Below are 16,018 nucleotides of genomic sequence, written 5' to 3' on the forward strand. Positions count from 1 at the left end.
GCAGAAAACAAAAGGTGGAGTCAGAACAGGATGAAAGTCGGAGGATAAAAAGTCAGTTCAAGTATGGAGGATTCAGTGGTTACCACCAGGAGCTTGCAATGGGGACAGCGAATACTAACGGCTGCCACCGATAAATTTCAAAAAAGAGCATATACCTAATATTCAACTAAACAGTGGCATCTTCAATATAATATATTAAAGCCCCCATGGAGTTACCCTGAAGGGCCTCAATGTCCGTAATTCCTACTTATGTAGGAAATGTTGTACAGAACATTTATTATAATCCTATTCAATTATAATAATCATGCCATTATTATATTTAAACACTAGAGAGTGTCGTTGGTATTTAATGGGGGAAGGTGAGATGAAAAAGATAGCTGCTATATCATTAATTAGTATTTTTATTATGTCTGGTTGTGCTGTGCATAATGATGAGACAAGTATCGGTAAATTTGGTCTTGCATATAAAAGTAATATTCAGCGTAAACTCGATAACCAATACTACACCGAAGCCGAAGCTTCTTTAGCCAGGGGTAGAATATCTGGTGCAGAAAATATAGTAAAAAATGATGCAACTCATTTCTGTGTTACTCAGGGCAAAAAAATGCAAATAGTTGAGCTGAAGACAGAAGGTGTAGGATTACATGGTGTCGCTCGTCTGACATTCAAATGTGGAGAGTGAGAATATTTTTTGGTAAGCGTCAAATATGCGCGTTCTGGCTGTGCGTAGCCGGAACCTGTGGGAGCACGATGCCGATAAGTGAAAGGCATCGTGCTATGAAGGAGGATTCTATCGATGTGGTCAATGGAAGACGGTTACCAGAGATAGGGCTTATGCATAAAAAAATAAGCCCGTGTAAGGGAGATTTAGGGTGTCACCAGTAGGGGCTTTCAACGGTACAATGCGGGTTTGAGCGGCATAAATTACCACTGAAAGCCCTTAAACGTTACTCTACTGTGGACACTGTGTGGACACTCTCGGCCTCAGTACCACCTCTTAGCGGATTAAGAGAAATGGCGTCCTGAAGGTACTCTGGCGCAAAATGAGCGTAAACCATAGTTTGCTCAATCCGCGTGTGACCTAGTATCCGTTGTAGCGTGATAATACTTCCTCCATTAATCATGAAATGAGTGGCAAAGCTGTGCCTTAGTGCATGTGTGGCTTGCCCCATTGGCAAATCCGGTTTTATTGCTTTCATTGTTCGTCTGAAGCGAGGGTAATCAGCATCAGGGAATAAAAAACCTCGTTTGTTATCCGCGATCATTTTGGCAACAGCCTCTGAGATCGGGACGGTGCGTGGTTTGTTTGTTTTCGTTTTAACAAACGTGACGCGGTTATGGATGATATTTTCTGCTTTCAAACGAGCTGCTTCTCCCCAACGTGCTCCAGTACTCAGGCAAAGAATCGCAATCTTTTTGTTGTCGCCGTCAAGAGCAGCAAGCAGTAAGGCAATTTCTTCCTGCGTGAGATAGCCTGTGTCTGGTTTTTCCTCCTTAAGCCTTTTTGTCCCTCTGATAGGGTGCTCACCAAAGAATAACTCCGCTTCAATCAGGGCTGTAAACATGCCGCTAATACATGTTAAATCACGATTGATACTCGAAGGTTTAATACCCTGACTTCTTCGGGTGGCGCAGTACTGGCTGATAAGCGATTTCGTAATTTGAAATGCGCATGGGTCATTCGTTATTTTTGTGAAGATTTCAATTTTTCCAAGATTAGATTTCCCATGCTCTTCGTGTTTACCCTTTAAATCCCACCAGATCTGTGTCAGCTCCGACAGACGTCGCTTGTCTGTTGGTTTTGATAGCCATTCTTTATTGTGGTGGTTGTACAACGTGTATTTCTCGAAAGCGACAGCTTCGCTTTTCTTATCAAACTTCCTACGGATGCGTTTTCCATTACGTCCAGTAGGGCGGATGTCCACTTCATATCGACCATCATCGAGTTTTTTGATTGCCATCAGAAAACCCTCCGAGTGGTGTGTTTTTTTGCGACTACTAATCGCTTTTTTCGTGGTGGCTGAAATTTAGCCACCAATAGTAGGCACTTGTGATGAATATATTCACGATGAATTGTTAACCAGTCTTTTGACCGGAGTGGGGCGACGTTGTTTCGTTTTGCCCAAAGTGTGCGAGAGCGGGCGCAATTTGCCCGGACTCAGGAGCGATCTGATTGGTCATGAACCATAAAGTGTATTTGGTGAATTGTGGGGTCTGCAGGATGTTCATCATGACATCTGTTGGAGGTGTTGAACGACCACTTTCATAGTAACTCAGCGTGCCATACGGAACCCCTGTTAAATCAGCAAGTTGTTGTCTGCTCAAATACTCTGATTTTCGCATTAAGACTATCTTCTCGCTTATCGTGTTTGACATGGTGTTTAGATCTCAATAGTATTTAGTTTAGATGTAGATTGTTTAGTGCTTGGATGTGGGCACTAAAAGGCATTATAAGACATTAAACGCAATTCATGAGGGCTAGAGGACGACATGAGCAAGCAAGTAACACTCATGACTGATGCGATTCCTTATCAGGAGTTCGCAAAACTAATAGGAAAATCGACAGGAGCGGTTCGTCGGATGATCGATAAAGGAAAGCTGCCTGTAATTGATATGACCGATCCACAATCAGCTTCAGGTCGTGCAGGTGAATATTGGGTATACCTTCCGGCATGGAATAACGGACTAAAACTGGCTTATGAAAGCCGCCCTAAAGAGATTCGTGACGGCTGGTTGATGTGGTTAGGTCTCGGTGAACCACGTTAAGGAGAACCGTATGAATGAGCCTCGTTGTATTGCTCAGTTACTGCGTAACGAAAGCCCCAGGGCGATTGACTTCACCATCACCCACGGTAAGGGGCGTAAGGGAATCATTATCCGCACCAAAAAACAGAGTCCGTTAAAAAAGGCTCTGACCTTTCTGAAAAGCCGGAGGGTATGGAAATGACAGTGATGACGCTCAATCTCGTTGAAAAACAGCCAGCAGCTATGCGCCGGATAATTGGTAAGCATCTTGCCGTTCCTCGCTGGCAGGATACATGTGATTATTATAATCAGATGATGGAGCGCGAACGGCTAACAGTTTGCTTTCATGCGCAGTTAAAACAGCGTCACGCAACGATGCGTTTTGAAGAAATGAACGACGTCGAACGTGAACGGCTTGTTTGTGCAATTGATGAATTGCGTGGGGCATTCTCAAAACGCCGTCAGGTTGGCGCAAGTGAGTATGCATATATTAGTTTTTTAACAGTCAGTCAGCGTCGTACTTTATTTATGCATGCCGGATTGACTGAAAAAGAATTCAATCAGCCATACTGGCGAATTAATGAAGAGTCATGTTACTGGCGTGATGCTTTATTCCGTGCATTACGTGAACTATTCAGTCTGTTTGAGTATGCACCGACAATTCTGACGTCGGTAAAACCAGAGCAATATTTGCATTAAATAATTAACCAGAGTTTTTAACGCACTTAATCGTGCGGGGCTTCTTTTTGCCTGGAGAAAGTCATGCATACAGTTTCTGAAAATCAGTGCGGTAAATACGCATTACTGCTGCAACAGGCCAGAACCGAAGCACAGGCCGACGCTGCGACGCGCTTTTCTTCTCATCTTGACGCCATGATTCGCCATATCACAAAGGCGGAGTTATCCCGCGTGGAGATAGTCGAGCTGCTCAGTCAGGAGTCGGAAAAATTTCACAATATCGGATTGTCTCGCGGGGAGGTGCTTTGATGTCCTGTTCTCATTCAGTTGTATTACTGAATAACGCCTTAAAAATCGCCGTTATGAAAAATGGCGATTTGTCTCTTATTCAACTTTGTCTTGATAAAGAAAAACGCGACATCACTGAATCTGTTATCGCGATTTATCAGAATGAGTTAAACCTCCTGTCTGATGTGGTCAATTTACTTGTTAAACGCGCTGTATTTCACAAGCAAATTTCCTCCGTGGATGAACTGACGAAATTAACGACAGAAATCGCCAGCTATTGCGCTGATGAATTTAAAAAACTGAACGACAAAAGGAACTGGTAATGCCGGACAACGTAGATTTTATTCAGGAACAACAGGCTGAATTACTGGAGCGCCAGATTAACGCGGCAAGGGTAAAACATTGCGGTGTTTCTTCGCTGGTTTGCGAAGAGTGTGATGCGCCAATACCTGCTGCCCGTCGTGCGGCTTATCCGTCAGCCACGCGTTGTGTTTCCTGTCAGTCAGTCTTTGAAGCAAAAAACAAACATTACCGGAGAACGGCATGAGTATTCGTATTGAAATTGGCGAACGTTATGTCGTTACCAGTGACAGCTTTCAGTTTGTTCTCCACGAGAAAAAGAGAGCGGAAAGCGGTAAAAACGCCGGTCAGGAATGGCTGTCGGTGGTTGGTTATTACCCGAAATTAAGCCAGCTCGTTTCCGGCCTGATGCATCACGATATTCTGACCGGAAGCGCAAAGTCTTTTGCTGATTTAAACGCGCAGGTTGAGCAACTCAGCAAGCGTTGTTCAGAGGCTTTTGGCTCATATGGCCGTTAAAGCCTCCGGGCGTTTTGTCCCTCCGTCAGCATTTGCCGCAGGCACCGGTAAGGCGTTTACCGGTGCTTATGCATGGAACGCGCCACGCGAGGCCGTCGGGCGCGAAAGACCCCTTACACGTGACGAGATGCGTCAGGTGCAAGGTGTTTTATCCACGATTAACCGCCTGCCTTACTTTTTGCGTTCGCTGTTTACTTCACGCTATGACTACATCCGGCGCAATAAAAGCCCGGTGCACGGGTTTTATTTCCTCACATCCACTTTTCAGCGTCGTTTATGGCCGCGCATTGAGCGCGTGAATCAGCGCCATGAAATGAACACCGACGCGTCGTTGCTGTTTCTGGCAGAGCGCGACCAGTATGCGCGCCTGCCGGGGATGAATGACAAGGAGCTGAAAAAGTTTGCCGCCCGAATCTCATCGCAGCTTTTCATGATGTATGAGGAACTCTGCGATGCCTGGGTGGATGCGCATGGCGAAAAAGAATCGCTGTTTACGGATGAGGCGCAGGCTCACCTGTATGGTCATGTTGCTGGCGCTGCACGTGCTTTCAATATTTCCCCGCTTTACTGGAGAAAATACCGTAAAGGGCAGATGACCACGAGGCAGGCATATTCTGCCATTGCCCGCCTGTTTAACGATGAGTGGTGGATTAGTCAGCTTAAAGGCCAGCGTATGCGCTGGCATGAGGCGTTACTGATTGCTGTCGGGGAGGTCAATAAAGACCGTTCACCTTATGCCAGTAAACATGCCATTCGTGATGTGCGTGCGCGCCGCCAGGCAAATCTGGAATTTCTTAAATCGTGTGACCTTGAAAACAGGGAAACCGGCGAGCGCATCGACCTTATCAGTAAGGTGATGGGCAGTATTTCTAATCCTGAAATTCGCCGGATGGAGCTGATGAACACCATTGCCGGTATTGAGCGTTACGCCGCCGCAGAGGGTGATGTGGGGATGTTTATCACGCTTACCGCGCCGTCAAAGTATCACCCGACACGTCAGGTCGGAAAAGGCGAAAATAAAACCGTCCAGCTTAATCACGGCTGGAATGATGAGGCATTTAATCCAAAGGATGCGCAGCGTTATCTCTGCCGTATCTGGAGCCTGATGCGCACGGCATTCAAGGATAATGATTTACAGGTCTACGGTTTGCGAGTCGTCGAGCCACACCACGACGGAACGCCGCACTGGCATATGATGCTTTTTTGTAATCCACGCCAGCGTAACCAGATTATCGAAATCATGCGTCGCTATGCGCTCAAAGAGGATGGCGACGAAAGAGGAGCTGCGCGAAACCGTTTTCAGGCAAAACACCTTAACCGGGGCGGTGCTGCGGGATATATCGCGAAATACATTTCAAAAAACATCGACGGCTATGCACTGGATGGTCAGCTCGATAACGATACCGGCAGGCCGCTGAAAGACACTGCCGCGGCTGTTACCGCATGGGCGTCAACGTGGCGCATCCCGCAATTTAAAACGGTTGGCCTGCCGACAATGGGAGCTTACCGTGAGCTACGTAAATTGCCTCGCGGCGTCAGCATTGCTGATGAATTTGACGAACGCGTCGAGGCTGCACGCGCCGCCGCAGACAGTGGCGATTTTGCGCTGTATATCAGCGCGCAGGGCGGGGCAAATGTCCCGCGCGATTGTCAGACTGTCAGGGTCGCCCGTAGCCCGTCGGATGACGTTAACGAATACGAGGAAGAAGTCGAGAGAGTGGTCGGCATTTACGCGCCGCATCTCGGCGCGCGTCATATTCATATCACCAGAACGACGGACTGGCGCATTGTGCCGAAAGTTCCGGTCGTTGAGCCTTTGACTTTAAAAAGCGGCATCGCCGCGCCTCGGAGTCCTGTCAATAACTGTGGAAAGCTCACCGGTGGTGATACTTCGTTACCGGCTCCCACACCTTCTGAACACGCCGCAGCAGTGCTTAATCTGGTTGATGACGGTGTTATCGAATGGAATGACACGGAGGTCGTGAGGGCGCTCAGGGGCGCATTAAAACACGACCTGAGAACACCAAACCGTCAGCAAAGAAACGGAATCCCGTTAAAACCGCATGAAATTGCACCATCTGCCAGACTGACCAGGTCTGAACGATTGCAAATTACCCGTATCCGCGTTGACCTCGCTCAGAACGGTATCAGGCCGCAACGATGGGAGCTTGAGGCGCTGGCGCGTGGCGCGACCGTAAATTATGACGGGAAAAAATTCACGTATCCGGTTGCTGATGAGTGGCCGGGGTTCTCGTTACCCATTTGAGTAAAAACACAACGTGATTTGATATGGCATTGAATGGCTTATGCGGAGCAGTTATGGGGCAGCAGAAGGTCAATAGCATGCTGAATTAGAAGGCTAAATGCTATTGAGTGACTAGCATGTAGGTAAGGACAGCCGTTTGATCCGGGTCATAAAAGGCCATCCATTTAGTCTAATAAAATCATTGCGGGGAACCTTATGTCGACGCATAATTCGTCTTGAGCGAAGTCTTGTCAGTCTTTCATCGTATTGATGATGGGCGCAAAAAAACCACCCTGGCAGGTGGTTTTTTTGTTTCAAGCATATTAAAGCATAATGCTGACATTGATATTACTGACGTTTACTGACAAACCACTCGGACTACCGTTTGGATAGCCAAAGAGGGCCAGAACGAGAATGCAGTAATAGCATTTCTTCATATTGCCTCCTGTAAGTAGAGGGCAACTTCCACCGGTATATGCGCTTCTTAGGTGGAATGACTTTTGAGCGAAGTCTTGCCCTGAAATAATGCTCTGTTTAAACGCAAAGTGATTTGGCATATCACCGAACAGAGAGCCGGAAAAACACAACATATAGTATGTCGTTGTTTCTAGACATACATTCTATGTTGTGTAACAAGGGCTTTGCATTAAACATGTTTGAGATTTTATTGATGTAGCTCAAAGTAAAAAACAGAGACTACGGATGATAAGGTCTTGAAAGCAATGTAAATTTTTTAAAGTTGCCAATTGCTTAAAAATGTACAGTTGCGGTATGGCGTACTTAAAAAGCTATGCATGCAACAAGTGAATGTTTTTGCATGCGTTGGGGATGTCCGTTCAGGCTGCGTGCGGTCAGGACTGGTGCGGATCCATAGTATCTATGCAACTGCATTAAAACCGCCCCGTGAAGCGGGCGGGCGAGGCGGGGAAAGCACTGCGCGCTCCATTAACGACCATTACATAATACTATTAGCCTATGAATCGAGTCATGAGATGTTATCTTTACGATTCAGGCGAGTGCTTTCGTTACGATGAGTTGGTTTAAGCACACTATCTGCACAAAAAATAATCTGTTGAAGCGATTCATCATTCCTAACTCTCTAGAGTCTTAAATAAAAATATGTAAAATGCGTAAAATTTTTTGAATTATGGATCAGCTATGCTTGGAACTTCATCACAAAGAGCTATTTCAGTACAACATGTTGATTTAAATGTAAAGTGTTGGGTCGTTAGACCTGGGATTAAGTATAGATATTTTGCAGACTTCCTTGAATGCAATATGGTTGCTACTGCTCACTTGGATAGGTTAAGTCCAGATCAAATTGACTTTAATGATGAAATTAACCATGAAAATATTAATCAAAAGGTTGATGGGTTAGATACTATTGGTTCAAGAAATATTCATACCCAAATTGAAAATTTCCTCATAGATATGCAGGTCGGTGATGTTGTTTTCACTTTGTCAGGTGATATGGTTGTTCCTGGAGTTATTGCATCTTCCGCGTATTTTGAGCGTGAATGTTTAGGTAATAATGAAGGGTTTCATGTAAGACGTAGAGTCACATGGGGAGAGCCAGTTCGCAGACGAGAGATTCCATTAGCTCTTCAGAAATCGTTTACTGCATACCAGACCGTATTCTCTTTGGGCGGGAAGTCAGAAGAAGTACTGCATTGGTTAATGTCATTCTTTATAACGGATAATATTTTCTGTACTAGCTTAAGAGTCGAGCAAGCAGAAGCCATTCGGCATCATACTCTTAAGCAGCTGGCTGAGCTGGTCGATAGAGTGCAGGTACTTGCGCTATTAATTGGCGAAGAGTTTGATGGCGAGTATACAAACGAAGTTGTTCAGTTTGAGATGGAAAGACTTTCTAATAATGGAGAGTTATCCTTGACTGCTCAACAAATGTTGATGTCTCCGGGGGATGTTTGGCTACAATTTAAAACAAATAATAGAAAGGCCGGAATTGCGTTTATGTTAATTATGGGGGCCATTTTTAATCATGATGTAGCCTTCGCTTCAACGGTTGATAATCGTATAAGTGAGGAACTTCGATCTCATATTGAAGGGAAAAAAGAGGTTGCAATGGATGGATTAAACTTTGATAGAGTTTCTCAAGTTCTAGAGTTGCGTTTAAAAAGACAAAATAGAGGCTTTGTTTCTGCTCGTCCAACGAACCGTGAGATCGGACAGGGGATCAATTTCCCTGAAGATGGTGATGCGAGGCATGCGAGTGACTAACTATGAACTTTGAATTTGTAAAAGAACACTGGCTGATAATAGGCATGCTATTCATAGCATGTCTATTATTAATTTTAAAATTCAAAGATATTTACAGAACACACGATCAGTTTAATAACGTCGTGATGTCATTGTGCGCTGTTTTGACACTTGTGTGGGGAGGATATACTTTTGATGTTTTGCACCAAAGGGATAAGGCAGAAGCTGATCTTATAGAGTTAAGAAATAGAATTAGAAATACAGAATCGACATTTTTTAATGTTGACGTTAATGTTGTTAAAATCGATGATGTGTTTTATATAAAGCCTATTGTGACTATTAGGAATAACAGTAATGAGCGAATTTATGTGAAGCTTAATAACAAGTCCCTTGCTGTTAGTCGTGTTTTATCGGCCGGTGCAAAGCAAGTCGCTACGGAAGTTTTTTATCCAAATTATTATGAGGAGTTGGCTGTTCTTAATGAAGAAAGTAGCTCGCAAGGAAAAGCTAAAAATATACCTTTATATGATATATCCGTTCCTATCTCTGCCGAAAGACGCTTGAACTATCTTGTTTCGACAAAAGAAAAAGGAATGTATTATGTAACATTTAGTGCTGAGGCAATGAACGAAGATGGCTCGCCTGTTTCTAAATACATAAATGGGAAAAAATCTATATGGTTTTCTTCTTCATATATTGAAGTTAAAGATTGAATTTCTATTAAACCATATAGTAATTGAAGGTGTTGGGGGTTAATCTTGCCTGGATTGCATAGAATCACGCCGTCTGGAGACGGCGCTAAGGGTACTTAATTAGATTCTAGACTGTAATCTTTAAAGCGGATGACCTCCTGACCGAGCCAGCCGTTTATCTCGCGGATCCTGTCCTGTACCTCTAAGTTTCGATGTCTAGGTGTTGATCGGCTGTAATCTGGTAACCAGGTCAAGCTTAAAATTTTCTCAACATAAACAAGTAGTATTTCAAATATTGAACCATACTGACTCCCCCACTTTTTATAAGATTATGGAAATTTTTTGTACCAGTAAGTTCGAAAATTAGTGTTGTTCTCATCAGTCGTTATGAAAAATTTTGAACTTCCGCTCCTCGCTCACAGCGGACCCTCAACTCAGCCAGCAATGTCCGCTGCTTGCCAGGAGCGGACGTAGTTTAATCTCTACTATGTTAATAAGTAATGATATTAAATAAACTCATCATTAAGAAAGCCTGTTGATAAAAAGTTCTGAATGTGAAGATAAAAAGAATAACGTGTATCTTCATTTTTTTTCTTCGATGTGTTGAGTTCCGGCTTGAGATTGTAAATAAGATGAGACTCTATAAAGTCAAGTAATTCTATAGCTAATGATGTCGGACTAATCCAATCCAGTGAAATATAGTCTTTTCCATCATAAAACCATGGGGTGGCTCTATATATCCTCTTTTTCATATTATTATATTTGGGATCTAGCAACTTTAAGGCAGCCGAGTGACCGCCAATAAACCTTTTGGAGTTAACGGTTTTTCCGACATAAACAATGTGTTCATTGGTATCATCCATATCAGAGCATGATATTAAATAGATTGGTAATGAGGGTTTGGGAGGAATGCCGATTTTTTTTTCGATTATCACCCTCTCCTTTTCATGAATAAAAATGGGAAGCTTTCCATTAAATTCACTCTTCACATTCCCCAAGAATGAATCTGTATTTTTCCTAGCTTCATGCAGTCCGACCCAGTTAAGACTATTGACCTGATGGAGAGGACAGCATTCCTGTATTGATAACCAAGCCTCCCAATCACTTGATGGATTATCACTACAGTTTTGGCCCGAAAATCTGTGTGAAAGGAATTTTCTCCCCTCGAACCAGGCTTGCAACGGAATATATATGTCTGAAGTGTTCTGCTCGACTTCAATTAATGGACTGTTAGTATCCAAATTTATGCCTCCTTTCATTAAGTATTTGCATAAAAATATCTAAAAATAAGAAATTCTTTAATTAAGATTATAAGTTAAATATAAGTACCAATGAAGCTTTGAATGATTTCGCATCAATAAATTAATTCTAACACAATACCATATAATAACGAAAAATGTCACTACTTGGTCGTTGAGGATATGACATTGCAATTAAAGAGAAAACCTTAACACACTATCTATAACGTCCGTTTCTCGCTCAAAGCAGACTGTCAGATTTGATAGCATTTGGGCTATGTAAATTGTCAGGCGGAAAATGAGTGAGTACAAATCAGGACAGGCGGGCGAATTGCCCGCCTTTTCTTTATCTGTTGTTTCATCCACTGACCAGCCAGGTCAAATAGCGTCTCATGCTCTGCCCAACAGAAAATAGTTGCACCCATTAACCACGGAGTTAAACGGATGAGTGACTATCATCACGGCGTGCAGGTGCTGGAGATTAACGACGGCACCCGCGTCATTTCCACCGTATCCACCGCCATTGTCGGCATGGTCTGCACAGCCAGCGATGCGGATGCGGAAACCTTCCCCCTCAATAAACCGGTGCTGATTACCAATGTGCAGAGCGCAATTGCAAAGGCCGGTAAAAAAGGCACGCTGGCGGCATCGTTGCAGGCCATCGCCGACCAGTCAAAACCGGTCACCGTTGTCGTGCGTGTGGAAGACGGCACCGGCGAAGACGAAGAAACGAAACTCGCGCAGACTGTTTCCAATATCATCGGAACCACCGACGAAAACGGTCAGTACACCGGACTGAAAGCCCTGCTGGCGGCGGAGTCGGTAACCGGTGTTAAACCGCGTATTCTCGGTGTGCCGGGGCTGGATACCAAAGAGGTGGCTGTTGCACTGGCATCCGTCTGTCAGAAGCTGCGCGCTTTCGGATATATCAGCACATGGGGCTGTAAGACCATTTCCGAGGTGAAAGCCTACCGCCAGAATTTCAGCCAGCGTGAGCTGATGGTCATCTGGCCGGATTTCCTCGCATGGGATACGGTCACCAGTACCACTGCCACCGCGTATGCCACCGCCCGTGCGCTGGGTCTGCGCGCTAAAATCGACCAGGAGCAGGGCTGGCATAAAACGCTGTCCAACGTCGGGGTGAACGGTGTTACCGGCATCAGCGCCTCTGTATTCTGGGATTTGCAGGAGTCCGGCACCGATGCTGACCTGCTTAACGAGTCAGGCGTCACTACGCTGATTCGCCGCGACGGTTTCCGCTTCTGGGGTAACCGTACCTGCTCTGATGACCCGCTGTTTCTCTTTGAAAACTACACACGCACCGCGCAGGTGCTGGCCGACACGATGGCTGAGGCGCACATGTGGGCGGTGGACAAGCCCATCACCGCAACGCTGATTCGCGACATCGTTGACGGCATCAATGCCAAATTCCGTGAGCTGAAAACAAACGGCTATATCGTGGATGGCTCATGCTGGTTCAGCGAAGAATCCAACGATGCGGAAACCCTCAAGGCCGGAAAACTGTATATCGACTACGACTATACCCCGGTGCCTCCTCTTGAAAACCTGACCCTGCGCCAGCGTATTACCGATAAATACCTGGCGAATCTGGTCACCTCGGTTAACAGCAATTAAGGAGCCTGACCGATGGCAATGCCGCGCAAACTCAAGTTAATGAACGTCTTTCTGAACGGCTACAGCTATCAGGGCGTTGCAAAGTCCGTCACGCTACCAAAACTGACCCGTAAACTCGAAAACTATCGCGGTGCGGGGATGAACGGCAGCGCACCGGTAGACCTCGGCCTTGATGACGATGCGCTGTCAATGGAGTGGTCGCTCGGTGGCTTCCCGGATTCGGTTATCTGGGAGCTTTACGCCGCAACCGGTGTGGATGCCGTACCGATTCGTTTTGCTGGCTCTTACCAGCGCGACGATACCGGCGAAACGGTGGCCGTCGAGTTGGTCATGCGTGGACGTCAGAAAGAAATCGACACCGGCGAGGGGAAACAGGGAGAAGACACTGAGTCGAAAATCTCCGTGGTCTGCACCTATTTCCGGCTGACGATGGACGGTAAGGAGCTGGTCGAAATCGACACCATTAACATGATTGAGAAGGTGAACGGCGTCGACCGGCTGGAGCAACACCGCCGAAATATCGGCCTGTGATTTTCATCCGGTCAGCCAGGCTGACCGGTTAACCCTGATTCAGAAGTGAGAAAACCATGAACAAAGAAAATGTCATTACCCTGGACAATCCGGTCAAACGTGGTGAGCAGGTTATCGAACAGGTCACGCTGATGAAACCCAATGCCGGGACGCTGCGCGGTGTCAGTCTGGCTGCGGTTGCAAACTCCGAAGTCGATGCACTGATTAAGGTGCTGCCGCGCATGACGGCACCGATGCTGACCGAGCAGGAAGTCGCCGCGCTGGAACTGCCTGACCTTGTGGCGCTGGCCGGTAAGGTGGTCGGTTTTTTGTCGCCGAACTCGGTGCAGTGACGTTTCCGAAAAATCTCTCGGTCGATGACCTGATGGCGGATGTGGCAGTGATATTTCACTGGCCGCCATCAGAACTGTATCCCATGAGCCTGACCGAACTCATCACATGGCGCGAAAAGGCGCTCCGGCGAAGCGGAAACACGAATGAGTAACAATGTAAAATTACAGGTATTGCTCAGGGCTGTTGACCAGGCATCCCGCCCGTTTAAATCCATCCGCACAGCGAGTAAGTCGCTGTCGGGGGATATCCGGGAAACACAAAAATCACTGCGCGAGCTGAACGGTCACGCATCCCGTATTGAGGGATTTCGCAAGACCAGTGCACAGCTTGCCGTGACTGGTCATGCACTTGAAAAGGCACGGCAGGAAGCTGAAGCCCTTGCCACACAGTTTAAAAACACCGAACGTCCGACCCGTGCTCAGGCGAAAGTCCTGGAATCCGCAAAGCGTGCGGCGGAGGACTTACAGGCGAAATATAACCGCCTGACAGATTCCGTTAAACGCCAGCAGCGGGAACTGGCCGCTGTGGGAATTAATACCCGCAATCTTGCACATGATGAGCAGGGACTGAAAAATCGTATCAGTGAAACCACCGTACAGCTTAACCGTCAGCGTGACGCGCTGGCGCGTGTCAGTGCGCAACAGGCAAAACTTAACGCAGTCAAACAGCGTTATCAGGCCGGAAAGGAACTGGCCGGAAATATGGCCTCAGTGGGCGCTGCCGGTGTGGGGATTGCGGCGGCGGGAACGATGGCCGGAGTTAAGCTGCTGATGCCCGGTTATGAGTTTGCGCAGAAAAACTCAGAATTGCAGGCCGTGCTCGGAGTGGCAAAAGACTCCGCCGAAATGACCGCACTACGCAAACAGGCGCGCCAGCTCGGCGACAATACCGCCGCCTCGGCGGATGATGCGGCCGGTGCACAGATAATCATCGCGAAAGCGGGTGGGGATGTTGATGCCATTCAGGCGGCAACGCCGGTCACGCTGAATATGGCGCTGGCGAACCGCCGCACGATGGAAGAAAACGCCGCCCTGCTGATGGGGATGAAATCCGCCTTTCAGCTTTCAAACGATAAGGTCGCTCATATCGGGGATGTTCTCTCCATGACGATGAACAAAACCGCCGCCGATTTTGACGGCATGAGCGATGCGCTGACCTATGCCGCACCTGTGGCAAAAAATGCCGGTGTCAGCATTGAAGAAACCGCCGCAATGGTCGGGGCGCTGCATGATGCAAAAATCACAGGCTCAATGGCGGGGACGGGAAGCCGTGCCGTGTTAAGCCGCCTGCAGGCACCGACGGGAAAAGCATGGGATGCACTCAAAGAGCTTGGAGTGAAAACCTCAGACAGCAAGGGAAACACCCGGCCAATATTTACCATTCTGAAAGAAATGCAGGTCAGTTTTGAGAAAAACCGGCTCGGTACTGCCCAGCAGGCTGAATACATGAAAACTATTTTCGGGGAGGAGGCCAGCTCAGCCGCTGCCGTGCTGATGACTGCCGCCTCAACCGGAAAGCTGGACAAACTGACCGCTGCGTTTAAAGCCTCAGACGGGAAGACCGCCGAGCTGGTAAATATCATGCAGGACAACCTAGGCGGTGACTTTAAAGAGTTTCAGTCCGCTTATGAGGCAGTGGGGACTGACCTGTTTGACCAGCAGGAAGGCGCACTGCGTAAGCTCACTCAGACGGCCACAAAGTATGTGTTAAAACTCGACGGCTGGATCCAGAAAAACAAATCACTGGCGTCAACCATCGGCCTCATTGTCGGTGGCGCGCTGGCGCTTATTGGCATCATCGGTGCCATTGGTCTTGTAGCCTGGCCGGTTATCACCGGCATCAATGCCATCATCGCGGCAGCAGGCGCAATGGGGGCAGTCTTCACGACGGTTGGCAGTGCTGTTATGACCGCCATCGGGGCTATTAGCTGGCCGGTTGTGGCCGTGGTGGCCGCCATTGTCGCCGGGGCGTTGCTTATCCGTAAATACTGGGAGCCTGTCAGCGCATTCTTTGGCGGTGTGGTTGAAGGGCTGAAAGTGGCATTTGCGCCGGTGGGGGAACTGTTCACGCCACTTAAGCCGGTGTTTGACTGGCTGGGCGAAAAGTTACAGGCCGCGTGGCAGTGGTTTACAAACCTGATTGCTCCGGTTAAAGCCACACAGGACACCCTGAACCGTTGCCGTGACACGGGCGTCATGTTCGGGCAGGCACTGGCTGACGCGCTGATGCTGCCGCTTAATGCGTTCAACAAACTGCGCAGCGGTATTGACTGGGTACTGGAAAAACTCGGTGTTATCAACAAAGAGTCAGACACACTTGACCAGACCGCCGCCAGAACTCATGCCGCCACGTATGGCACCGGTGGTTATATTCCGGCGACCAGCTCTTATGCAGGCTATCAGGCTTATCAGCCGGTCACGGCACCGGCTGGCCGCTCTTATGTGGACCAGAGTAAAAACGAATATCACATCAGCCTGACGGGTGGTACTGCGCCGGGGACTCAGCTCGACCGCCAGTTACAGGATGCGCTCGAAAAATACGAGCGGGATAAACGTGCGCGCGCCCGTGCCAGCATGATGCATGACGGTTAAGGA

19 protein-coding genes and 1 pseudogene are annotated in these 16,018 nt (G+C 47.3%); 16 read left to right on the top strand and 4 right to left on the bottom strand.

Going from position 1 to position 16,018, the window contains the following annotated elements; translation table 11 throughout:
- The first annotated feature begins 364 nt into the window (after nt 1-364).
- A complete protein-coding gene (gene yegR / locus AB4H76_RS08865) occupies nt 365-682 on the top strand; it encodes a protein YegR (protein WP_001318299.1) in 318 nt (105 codons plus the stop codon).
- A gap of 265 nt (nt 683-947) precedes the next feature.
- Here yegR and AB4H76_RS08870 read toward each other — a convergent pair whose 3' ends face one another.
- Both AB4H76_RS08870 and AB4H76_RS08875 read right to left on the bottom strand, forming a co-directional pair.
- Nucleotides 948-1,961 (bottom strand): site-specific integrase, encoded by a 1,014-nt coding sequence (locus AB4H76_RS08870; RefSeq protein WP_000985256.1) that lies wholly within the window; start codon nt 1,959-1,961, stop codon nt 948-950.
- 115 nt (nt 1,962-2,076) lie between these two features.
- The gene (locus tag AB4H76_RS08875) at nt 2,077-2,376 is read right to left on the bottom strand and encodes a helix-turn-helix domain-containing protein (RefSeq protein WP_001306384.1); all 300 of its coding nucleotides are present in this window, start codon (nt 2,374-2,376) and stop codon (nt 2,077-2,079) included.
- Between the two features lie 114 nt (nt 2,377-2,490).
- On the opposite strand from AB4H76_RS08875, the gene AB4H76_RS08880 reads away from it, so the two are divergent.
- The 10 genes from AB4H76_RS08880 to AB4H76_RS08925 all read left to right on the top strand — a co-directional run bounded on the left by AB4H76_RS08880 (nt 2,491) and on the right by AB4H76_RS08925 (nt 9,708).
- Nucleotides 2,491-2,766 (top strand): regulatory phage cox family protein, encoded by a 276-nt coding sequence (locus tag AB4H76_RS08880; RefSeq protein ID WP_000043869.1) that lies wholly within the window; start codon nt 2,491-2,493, stop codon nt 2,764-2,766.
- Nucleotides 2,767-2,776: 10 nt separating this feature from the next.
- Nucleotides 2,777-2,947: a hypothetical protein gene (locus AB4H76_RS08885; RefSeq protein ID WP_001005162.1), complete on the top strand. Its 171-nt coding sequence runs from the start codon at nt 2,777-2,779 to the stop codon at nt 2,945-2,947.
- A complete protein-coding gene (locus AB4H76_RS08890) occupies nt 2,944-3,444 on the top strand; it encodes a hypothetical protein (RefSeq protein ID WP_000217670.1) in 501 nt (166 codons plus the stop codon). Before AB4H76_RS08885 ends, AB4H76_RS08890 begins: the two co-directional genes overlap by 4 nt.
- Before the next feature lie 63 nt (nt 3,445-3,507).
- A complete protein-coding gene (locus AB4H76_RS08895) occupies nt 3,508-3,732 on the top strand; it encodes a DUF2732 family protein (protein ID WP_000557703.1) in 225 nt (74 codons plus the stop codon).
- Nucleotides 3,732-4,034, top strand: a complete 303-nt coding sequence (locus AB4H76_RS08900) for a DUF5405 family protein (protein WP_001534948.1) — start codon at nt 3,732-3,734, stop codon at nt 4,032-4,034. The genes AB4H76_RS08895 and AB4H76_RS08900 overlap by 1 nt, the downstream gene beginning before the upstream one ends.
- Nucleotides 4,034-4,258: a TraR/DksA family transcriptional regulator gene (locus AB4H76_RS08905; RefSeq protein ID WP_001113273.1), complete on the top strand. Its 225-nt coding sequence runs from the start codon at nt 4,034-4,036 to the stop codon at nt 4,256-4,258. The genes AB4H76_RS08900 and AB4H76_RS08905 overlap by 1 nt, the downstream gene beginning before the upstream one ends.
- On the top strand, nt 4,255-4,530 hold the full coding sequence (locus AB4H76_RS08910) for a DUF5405 family protein (protein ID WP_001774094.1): 276 nt from the start codon (nt 4,255-4,257) through the stop codon (nt 4,528-4,530). The genes AB4H76_RS08905 and AB4H76_RS08910 overlap by 4 nt, the downstream gene beginning before the upstream one ends.
- Nucleotides 4,520-6,796 (top strand): replication endonuclease, encoded by a 2,277-nt coding sequence (locus AB4H76_RS08915; RefSeq protein WP_077564870.1) that lies wholly within the window; start codon nt 4,520-4,522, stop codon nt 6,794-6,796. The genes AB4H76_RS08910 and AB4H76_RS08915 overlap by 11 nt, the downstream gene beginning before the upstream one ends.
- A 1,137-nt stretch (nt 6,797-7,933) precedes the next feature.
- Nucleotides 7,934-9,016: a hypothetical protein gene (locus AB4H76_RS08920; RefSeq protein WP_064556667.1), complete on the top strand. Its 1,083-nt coding sequence runs from the start codon at nt 7,934-7,936 to the stop codon at nt 9,014-9,016.
- A 2-nt stretch (nt 9,017-9,018) separates the two neighbouring features.
- Nucleotides 9,019-9,708: a hypothetical protein gene (locus AB4H76_RS08925; RefSeq protein WP_024234795.1), complete on the top strand. Its 690-nt coding sequence runs from the start codon at nt 9,019-9,021 to the stop codon at nt 9,706-9,708.
- 95 nt (nt 9,709-9,803) lie between these two features.
- Here AB4H76_RS08925 and AB4H76_RS08930 read toward each other — a convergent pair.
- Nucleotides 9,804-9,887, bottom strand: a pseudogene (locus AB4H76_RS08930) (portal protein); the annotation flags it as partial.
- A 306-nt stretch (nt 9,888-10,193) separates the two neighbouring features.
- Nucleotides 10,194-10,928 carry a hypothetical protein gene (locus tag AB4H76_RS08935; RefSeq protein ID WP_001471804.1) on the bottom strand — a complete coding sequence of 245 codons (735 nt, stop codon included), beginning with the start codon at nt 10,926-10,928 and terminating at the stop codon, nt 10,194-10,196.
- Between the two features lie 441 nt (nt 10,929-11,369).
- Between AB4H76_RS08935 and AB4H76_RS08940 the strand changes: the two genes are divergently transcribed.
- Genes AB4H76_RS08940 through AB4H76_RS08960 form a run of 5 tightly spaced genes read left to right on the top strand, consistent with a single transcriptional unit; the run spans nt 11,370 to nt 16,015 of the window.
- A complete protein-coding gene (locus tag AB4H76_RS08940; protein ID WP_086166874.1) occupies nt 11,370-12,560 on the top strand; it encodes a phage tail sheath protein in 1,191 nt (396 codons plus the stop codon).
- Nucleotides 12,561-12,572: 12 nt separating this feature from the next.
- Complete coding sequence (locus AB4H76_RS08945) at nt 12,573-13,091, top strand: phage major tail tube protein (protein ID WP_420062584.1); 519 nt, start codon at nt 12,573-12,575, stop codon at nt 13,089-13,091.
- A gap of 56 nt (nt 13,092-13,147) precedes the next feature.
- Nucleotides 13,148-13,423: a phage tail assembly protein gene (locus tag AB4H76_RS08950; RefSeq protein WP_001031303.1), complete on the top strand. Its 276-nt coding sequence runs from the start codon at nt 13,148-13,150 to the stop codon at nt 13,421-13,423.
- On the top strand, nt 13,420-13,575 hold the full coding sequence (locus tag AB4H76_RS08955) for a GpE family phage tail protein (RefSeq protein ID WP_000143830.1): 156 nt from the start codon (nt 13,420-13,422) through the stop codon (nt 13,573-13,575). The genes AB4H76_RS08950 and AB4H76_RS08955 overlap by 4 nt, the downstream gene beginning before the upstream one ends.
- Complete coding sequence (locus tag AB4H76_RS08960) at nt 13,568-16,015, top strand: phage tail tape measure protein (protein ID WP_420062585.1); 2,448 nt, start codon at nt 13,568-13,570, stop codon at nt 16,013-16,015. The genes AB4H76_RS08955 and AB4H76_RS08960 overlap by 8 nt, the downstream gene beginning before the upstream one ends.
- The last annotated feature ends 3 nt before the right edge of the window (nt 16,016-16,018 follow it).

The organism is Escherichia sp. UTM R2 (assembly GCF_048593455.1).
Classification (GTDB): Bacteria; Pseudomonadota; Gammaproteobacteria; order Enterobacterales; family Enterobacteriaceae; genus Escherichia; species Escherichia coli.

What these genes read in the sequence shown, in the direction of transcription:
- yegR (WP_001318299.1), top strand. Translation starts at nt 365, where the DNA reads ATGAAAAAGATAGCTGCTATATCATTAATTAGTATTTTTATTATGTCT.
- AB4H76_RS08870 (WP_000985256.1), bottom strand. Translation starts at nt 1,961, where the DNA reads ATGGCAATCAAAAAACTCGATGATGGTCGATATGAAGTGGACATCCGC.
- AB4H76_RS08875 (WP_001306384.1), bottom strand. Translation starts at nt 2,376, where the DNA reads ATGTCAAACACGATAAGCGAGAAGATAGTCTTAATGCGAAAATCAGAG.
- AB4H76_RS08880 (WP_000043869.1), top strand. Translation starts at nt 2,491, where the DNA reads ATGAGCAAGCAAGTAACACTCATGACTGATGCGATTCCTTATCAGGAG.
- AB4H76_RS08885 (WP_001005162.1), top strand. Translation starts at nt 2,777, where the DNA reads ATGAATGAGCCTCGTTGTATTGCTCAGTTACTGCGTAACGAAAGCCCC.
- AB4H76_RS08890 (WP_000217670.1), top strand. Translation starts at nt 2,944, where the DNA reads ATGACAGTGATGACGCTCAATCTCGTTGAAAAACAGCCAGCAGCTATG.
- AB4H76_RS08895 (WP_000557703.1), top strand. Translation starts at nt 3,508, where the DNA reads ATGCATACAGTTTCTGAAAATCAGTGCGGTAAATACGCATTACTGCTG.
- AB4H76_RS08900 (WP_001534948.1), top strand. Translation starts at nt 3,732, where the DNA reads ATGTCCTGTTCTCATTCAGTTGTATTACTGAATAACGCCTTAAAAATC.
- AB4H76_RS08905 (WP_001113273.1), top strand. Translation starts at nt 4,034, where the DNA reads ATGCCGGACAACGTAGATTTTATTCAGGAACAACAGGCTGAATTACTG.
- AB4H76_RS08910 (WP_001774094.1), top strand. Translation starts at nt 4,255, where the DNA reads ATGAGTATTCGTATTGAAATTGGCGAACGTTATGTCGTTACCAGTGAC.
- AB4H76_RS08915 (WP_077564870.1), top strand. Translation starts at nt 4,520, where the DNA reads ATGGCCGTTAAAGCCTCCGGGCGTTTTGTCCCTCCGTCAGCATTTGCC.
- AB4H76_RS08920 (WP_064556667.1), top strand. Translation starts at nt 7,934, where the DNA reads ATGCTTGGAACTTCATCACAAAGAGCTATTTCAGTACAACATGTTGAT.
- AB4H76_RS08925 (WP_024234795.1), top strand. Translation starts at nt 9,019, where the DNA reads ATGAACTTTGAATTTGTAAAAGAACACTGGCTGATAATAGGCATGCTA.
- AB4H76_RS08940 (WP_086166874.1), top strand. Translation starts at nt 11,370, where the DNA reads ATGAGTGACTATCATCACGGCGTGCAGGTGCTGGAGATTAACGACGGC.
- AB4H76_RS08945 (WP_420062584.1), top strand. Translation starts at nt 12,573, where the DNA reads ATGGCAATGCCGCGCAAACTCAAGTTAATGAACGTCTTTCTGAACGGC.
- AB4H76_RS08950 (WP_001031303.1), top strand. Translation starts at nt 13,148, where the DNA reads ATGAACAAAGAAAATGTCATTACCCTGGACAATCCGGTCAAACGTGGT.
- AB4H76_RS08960 (WP_420062585.1), top strand. Translation starts at nt 13,568, where the DNA reads ATGAGTAACAATGTAAAATTACAGGTATTGCTCAGGGCTGTTGACCAG.